6 protein-coding genes are annotated in these 6,184 nt (G+C 34.0%); 2 read left to right on the top strand and 4 right to left on the bottom strand.

From position 1 onward, the window contains the following. Positions 1 to 739 (top strand): gamma-glutamyl-gamma-aminobutyrate hydrolase family protein (locus FD26_RS07585; protein WP_235526716.1); only part of this gene is annotated, 739 nt, incomplete at its 5' end. 111 nt (positions 740 to 850) lie between these two features. Here the strand turns inward: FD26_RS07585 and FD26_RS07580 are convergent. Beyond that, positions 851 to 1,696: an aldo/keto reductase gene (locus FD26_RS07580; RefSeq protein WP_057867827.1), complete on the bottom strand. Its 846-nt coding sequence runs from the start codon at positions 1,694 to 1,696 to the stop codon at positions 851 to 853. 209 nt (positions 1,697 to 1,905) lie between these two features. On the opposite strand from FD26_RS07580, the gene FD26_RS07575 reads away from it, so the two are divergent. After that, the gene (locus FD26_RS07575; RefSeq protein WP_057867829.1) at positions 1,906 to 3,111 is read left to right on the top strand and encodes a NupC/NupG family nucleoside CNT transporter; all 1,206 of its coding nucleotides are present in this window, start codon (positions 1,906 to 1,908) and stop codon (positions 3,109 to 3,111) included. A 559-nt stretch (positions 3,112 to 3,670) separates the two neighbouring features. Here FD26_RS07575 and FD26_RS07565 read toward each other — a convergent pair. From FD26_RS07565 to FD26_RS07555, 3 genes are all read right to left on the bottom strand, one after another. After that, complete coding sequence (locus tag FD26_RS07565) at positions 3,671 to 3,976, bottom strand: hypothetical protein (protein ID WP_057867825.1); 306 nt, start codon at positions 3,974 to 3,976, stop codon at positions 3,671 to 3,673. A 206-nt stretch (positions 3,977 to 4,182) separates the two neighbouring features. Continuing rightward, on the bottom strand, positions 4,183 to 4,908 hold the full coding sequence (locus tag FD26_RS07560; protein ID WP_057867824.1) for an alpha/beta hydrolase: 726 nt from the start codon (positions 4,906 to 4,908) through the stop codon (positions 4,183 to 4,185). A gap of 74 nt (positions 4,909 to 4,982) precedes the next feature. Further along, positions 4,983 to 6,035: a CdaR family transcriptional regulator gene (locus tag FD26_RS07555; protein ID WP_057867823.1), complete on the bottom strand. Its 1,053-nt coding sequence runs from the start codon at positions 6,033 to 6,035 to the stop codon at positions 4,983 to 4,985. Between the last annotated feature and the right edge of the window lie 149 nt (positions 6,036 to 6,184).

Below are 6,184 nucleotides of genomic sequence, written 5' to 3'. Positions count from 1 at the left end.
CAGCGTTCGGATTAATTTTACAATCTACCCTAAAGTAATCGGAATTACGGCGGATACTTTTTTGTCTGCAACAGCAGTTATTAACGAAAAGTCGATGGACTTTATTCCAAGGCCTTTAGTTGAAGGAATTTTGAAAGCAGGTGGAATACCAGTTGGTTTGCCTCATATACCTAAAGAAGAGATTAATGGATTAATTGCAAGACTTGATGGGATTATTTTTCCAGGCGGACCTGATGTGGATCCAACTTTTATGGGTGAAGAGCCCATTCCAAGTTTGGGAGTTACTAATCGGGAACGTGATCTTTTTGAAATTGCTTTAATTAGAACGGCAGTAGCTAAAAAAGTGCCTATTCTAGGAATCTGTCGTGGTGCACAAATAATTAATGTCGCTTTAGGGGGAACCGTCTATCAAGACATAAATGCTCAGTACCCAGGCAAAGTAATCAAACACCATCAATCTTCTCCCGGAGGGCAGCCAACACATTTTGTTTCAGTTGATCATAATTCTAAATTGTTCCAAGCGATTGGCGATAATGCCTTTGTTAATTCTAGGCACCACCAGGCAATTAAGGATCTTTCAACAGAGTTAAAGATTGCAGCTACAGCATCAGATGGCATCATTGAAGCGGTTGAAAACACTGATGCTACTGTGCAAGCGGTTCAATGGCATCCAGAGAATATGTGGCAAGAGTATCCAAGACAATTACAAATTTTTAGAGATTTTATCGATAGAATTTGATTTTTATTACAAAACATTTAATCGGCTTAAGAATTGAAAACGCCACATAAATAAGCTTTGATGACTATTTATTAGCCATCAAAGCTTATTTATATATGAAGATTTTAACTATTAAATTGTATTTAATTGGACTTCATGCTTGGGAGCCGGGTAAGTTTGATCCAATATTTCAAGTTCATCTTTAGTAAAGGTAACGTCTACAGCTGCTAGATTACTTTTCATATGTTCTATCGATGAAGATTTAGGAATACTGAGGAGATCATGGTTGCGTAAAACCCAAGCTAGAAGCAATTGATGAACAGTAATATGCTTTTGCTGAGCCATTTGATTAATAATGGGCTGGATTTTTAAAAACTCACTATCATCAGAACCAAAGGGCGAATAGCCGATAAATGACATATGATGTTCTTTTTGCCATGGCAAGATGGAATACTCAATTTCTCGACTGCCAATATTATAAAGATCTTCGTTAACTTGACAATTATTGCCGTCCTTAATAGAGGATAATTCTTTTAAATCATCAATGTCAAAATTAGAGACACCCCAATTTTTTATCAGACCAGCTGAAACCATTTTTTCTAAGCCGAAAACAGTTTGTTCTAAAGGCGTGTTGCCTCGCCAATGTAATAGATATAAATCTAGGTGATCTGTTTGCAATCTCTTTAGACTAGCTTTTAAACTTTCCTCTATTAATTTAGGGGTAGCATGAAATGGATAAAACTTAGAAATTAGTTGGAAACTGCCACGAGGATAATTTTTAATTACCTGTCCAACTAGTTTTTCTGATAATCCTTCACCATACATTTCGGCTGTATCGATGACATTAATACCATGATCGAGCCCATATTTAATGGCCTCCATCTCGGCGGTATTTTCTTTATTATTTCCTTCACCGATATGCCAAGTTCCGATACCAATGGCAGAAGAATTCTGATGATTAAATGTTATAGACTTCAATTGTTTTCCTCGCTTTCAAAAAATATTGTAAGGGCTAACATTGTTATTATATAGCTATTGCTATGAATATAAAAATGAATACGATTTATCCACTGAATATAGTGTGATTTAGTTTACAAAGACAATGATGCCATGTAATATAAAAAAGAAGTGAAAGATTTAACTAATACACAACTTCAAATAAAAAAAGGGGTTAAGTATATATGAGTATGTACTTAGTAGTAAATGTTTTAGGTCTTATCGTTTTTCTCGGTATTGGGTACCTTTTTTCGAAGAATAAGCAGGATATTCAATGGAAATCTATTATCATTATGGTAATTTTGAATCTATTTCTCGCTTGGTTCTTAACTAGTTTTGATGTTGGACGAGCAATTGTCTCAGGAGCTGCCGATGGATTTAATTGGCTAGTACAGGTAGCTTATGTTGGTATTAAATTTGCTTTACCAAGCTGGGTCAACGTGAAGAGTATGGATTTCGTTACCAGCGCATTATTGCCAATTCTATTGATTGTTCCACTTTTTGATATTTTGACCTATATCGGTGTTTTACCATTTATCATTAAATGGATTGGTAAGGGATTATCATTTATTACAGGTCAACCGAAATTCGAGTCATTCTTTGCCGTAGAAATGATGTTTTTAGGTAATACGGAAGCATTGGCCGTATCTAGCTTACAGTTAAAGCAAATTAAGGCACAACGGAATGTTACTTTGGCGATGATGTCCATGAGTTGTGTTACAGCTTCAATTATTGGTTCATATACGCAGATGATGCCAGGACAATTTGTATTAACAGCTATTCCAATTAATATTATCAATGCAATTATTGTAACTAGTTTGTTAAATCCAGTAAAAGTAACTCCGCAAGAAGATACAATTGCTAAATTGAATGGTCAAGGCGACAGCGGTAAAAAAGAACCTTTCTTCTCATTCTTAGGCGATTCAATTTTAGGTGCTGGTCGTTTAGTATTGATCATTGCTGCTAATGTTATTGCATTCGTTGCTTTAGCTGCTTTAATTGATAAGATTTTACAATTAGTTAATCCATGGTTAACCTTGGAACACATTTTGGGAATTATTATGTACCCATTTGCCTGGTTATTAGGATTGAATAGTCATGATTCCTTCCAGATGGCCCAATATATGGGAACAAAGTTGGTAACTAACGAGTTTGTTGTTATGGGTAAAGTTACTAATATTATCAAGAACTTTGATCCGCACTTTAGAGCTGTTTTAACAGTCTTTGTTACATCATTTGCTAATTTCTCAACATTGGGAATGATTATTGGCTGTTTCAAGGGTATTGTTGATAAAGAAAAGAACGATATAATTTCCAAGAATGTTGGCTATATGCTATTATCAGGAATTTTGGTTTCGCTATTGTCAGCAGCCTTTGTCGGATTATTTGTTTGGTAAATAGGAAGATTCGTTTAAGCTTGGTTAAATCACGAGTATTAAAGGATGCATCCTCCACTGCGCTAGGAATGGTCTGGAACGTGGTGGCCGGACTTGGAGCCCTCTTGGCAACGCCAACAGTCTTCAAGCTCCAGCTTTTTCTAAATGTGTTCCACATTAAGAAAAATTTCACCACTGAGACCACCCTAGCTCCGTTCCAGATTAGTATATCGGTTGGTATTTTTAACTTTCGACTTGCAGCACTAATTAAAATAAAATCTATATAAAAATAGGTAATGACTGTATAAAAGAGTCATTACCTATTTTTGTATTTAAATATTTAAAATAAAAAATGATACAGCAGTTACACTAGTCTAGAACAAAAATTGAAATTGGCTCAGCCGTGAAATCATTCTTAGCAATTTATTACTTAGAATGAGGCCGAGCTTGAAAATTATGCGTAGCATAAGTTCCAAGTCGTGCCCACGGCGTTCCAGCCATATTTCAATTTTTGTGGAAGGCGAGATCCTTACACTTTAACCAAGTTTAAGTAAGAATCCTAAAAATAAATTCATTGAGATTAGTGTACTATTTTATTTTTATAAGCATCATAGCCCTTAATGAAATCAACGATTTCTAGTAAGTGATTATCAGATAATTTGTTTGTTAACTCAAGCAAAGAATCTGGGTAGCTGTGAAAACAATGTTCTCTTTGATAATCAATTTTTGCTTGATTGTAGCCAATTTGATAGTCGGATTTTTCGGAATAATGGTTTGATTTGATTGTGTTGTAATGGGTGAAATCCCGATAAACAAACTCTGCGTTGTGATAATTGCCACGTTCATAATTGTATTTAACAAAATCATGAATAGCTTTGATATTCATAATATAATCGCCTCATTTTTTATTAAATTGGATTAATAAATAATTCGGCCAAAGTTTATCATTATTAAAAAATTGGAACTATAAAATATAGTTAAATATTTAAAAAGTAGATTTGAAGGCAAAACAAAGGGCTATCAAGCACTTAAGGCCTTTTAATATTTAAACCTATCAATTATATTATCGGTAACTGTCAAAATTTATTAGAACTAAGCTAACCAGGAAAATACCTTATCAATATTAGCAGTCCAGGTATTCCAAGAATGATCTCCTTCGACTGGCATCCACGTGTAGTGATCTTTGGCGTGAATTGATAGGAAGTTCTTAAACATGACATTATCTTCATGCATAAAATCGTTATTACCACAGAGCGTTAAAATTTGTAGTTTAGGTTGGCGATTATTAAAGATATTGATTAACTGATTTTTAGCAACTTTTTCGGGACTATCAAAGATAGCATCGAAGGTTTCTTTAGCCATAGGTCCTTTGGGATTATCTCGAAAATGTTCAATATCAGTGATAGGGGATAAGGCAGCTACCTTACTGAATTTATCATCGTTGAGAAAGGCAATCTTCAAAGCACCGTATCCGCCCATACTGGAACCCACGATATAGTTTTTGTCGCGATCGGTTGAAATAGGAAGCAGACTTTGCATTTTTGGAATGAATTCATCGATGAAATATGAATAATAAGGAATGAAAGCCGAATCGGAATAAAAGGAATTTCTAGCTTCGGGCATAATGATGGCCCAATCGTTTTTGCGAGCTAAATTTTCAATATTTACATGTCTGATCCAAGCTGAGTCATCGCCTGTATAGCCATGCAACAACCAAACTGCGGTGTAATTTGTTTTACCGGTGTCGGGGATAACTACGGTTGTTTTGAAGTAAGTATGTAGATAGTTAGTTCTGTAGCTTAGATTCATTAATACCATTATATAAAACCTCACGATATGATTAGATTCAACCAAATAATAAGCATAATGTTTCAAAATGTCCACTCACAAAGTTATTGAGCATGTTCATATTGATATTTTTTAAAATAAAGATAGTTTATGTAGAGTTGAAGGACATCAGTTAAATTATGAATATTTAAGTCAAAGTATTCAGCAATGTTCTTTAAACGATAATTCGTAGTATTACGATGTACATTTAAGTCATTGGAAGTTTTAGTTACGTTGCCATCATTTTTAAAATAGCAATCAAGCGTATCTAGTAGTTCTTTTCCAGAATTTGTTTTAAGGAAATCTTTGAAAACATCGAGAGCTTTTACGGAATGCAAATTACTGTTAAGGATATTATTGAAAAGACTTATTTGTTCAAAATAGTGAGTATCTTGTAAGTTGAGAATTTTGCTAACTTTAATAGTATCGGCTGCCTGCTGGACGGCTGTTTTGAGATTGTAAATCTTGTTGCTAATGCCAATAGGGAGATTGTTAGTTTGACAGTATCGAAGGTAGTCAGAAATATTTGTTTCACTTTTTGTAATGATTAAAATTCGATCAGAAGATTTGTCAAAATGAAAATCATTGGCATGGATTGATAAGCTATTTTTATTTTTAGTTTGTATCAAGATGACGTATCTAGACAAAGATAAGTTGATATTTAAAGATTGAGCCTGTAATTTAAGATCTTCGCTTTTTCTAATATCGTCGATATTAGTCCACTGATACAAAAAACGATTAAGAGTTTCTTTGTGATGGCTTTCTATCTTATTATGGTTTATTTGAGAGATTAGTAATTCAGTGGAAATTTTTAAAAGCGCGGCTAGAGGAGTTACCTTCTTGGGATCGCCAGTTATGCCAACGACACCGATAGTTTTGCCTCCAAATTCGATGGGAATGTTAACACCTGGTTGACCAAATTTTCCAAAGGATTCAGCCATTGGCTTAGTTTTACCACTTTTTATTATGTCAATGGCATCTAAATGAAGGGTGTTGATGCGTTCTTTGTTGCCACTGGCAATGATATAGCCCTTTTCGTTCATCATATTTATATTGTATGGTATGCTTGCCATCATTTTATCAACGATAGATTGAGCTAAATTGGGATCTAATTTCATATTTTTACCCTCATTAAATTAATTGTTTTACTGCTATATTAATATATTACAATGAATTGCTTAAAATGAGGATTTATTTGTTTAAGGAAAAGAGACTTTGATGTTGCTAAAAATTGTTAAAAAACCTTCAAACTAAGCAAAATTTCATT

It is taken from the genome of Companilactobacillus crustorum JCM 15951, assembly GCF_001434585.1.
Taxonomy (GTDB): Bacteria; Bacillota; Bacilli; order Lactobacillales; family Lactobacillaceae; genus Companilactobacillus; species Companilactobacillus crustorum.
The sequence above is the reverse complement of the archived record's forward strand: the minus strand, read 5'-3'. Positions and strand labels throughout refer to the sequence as shown.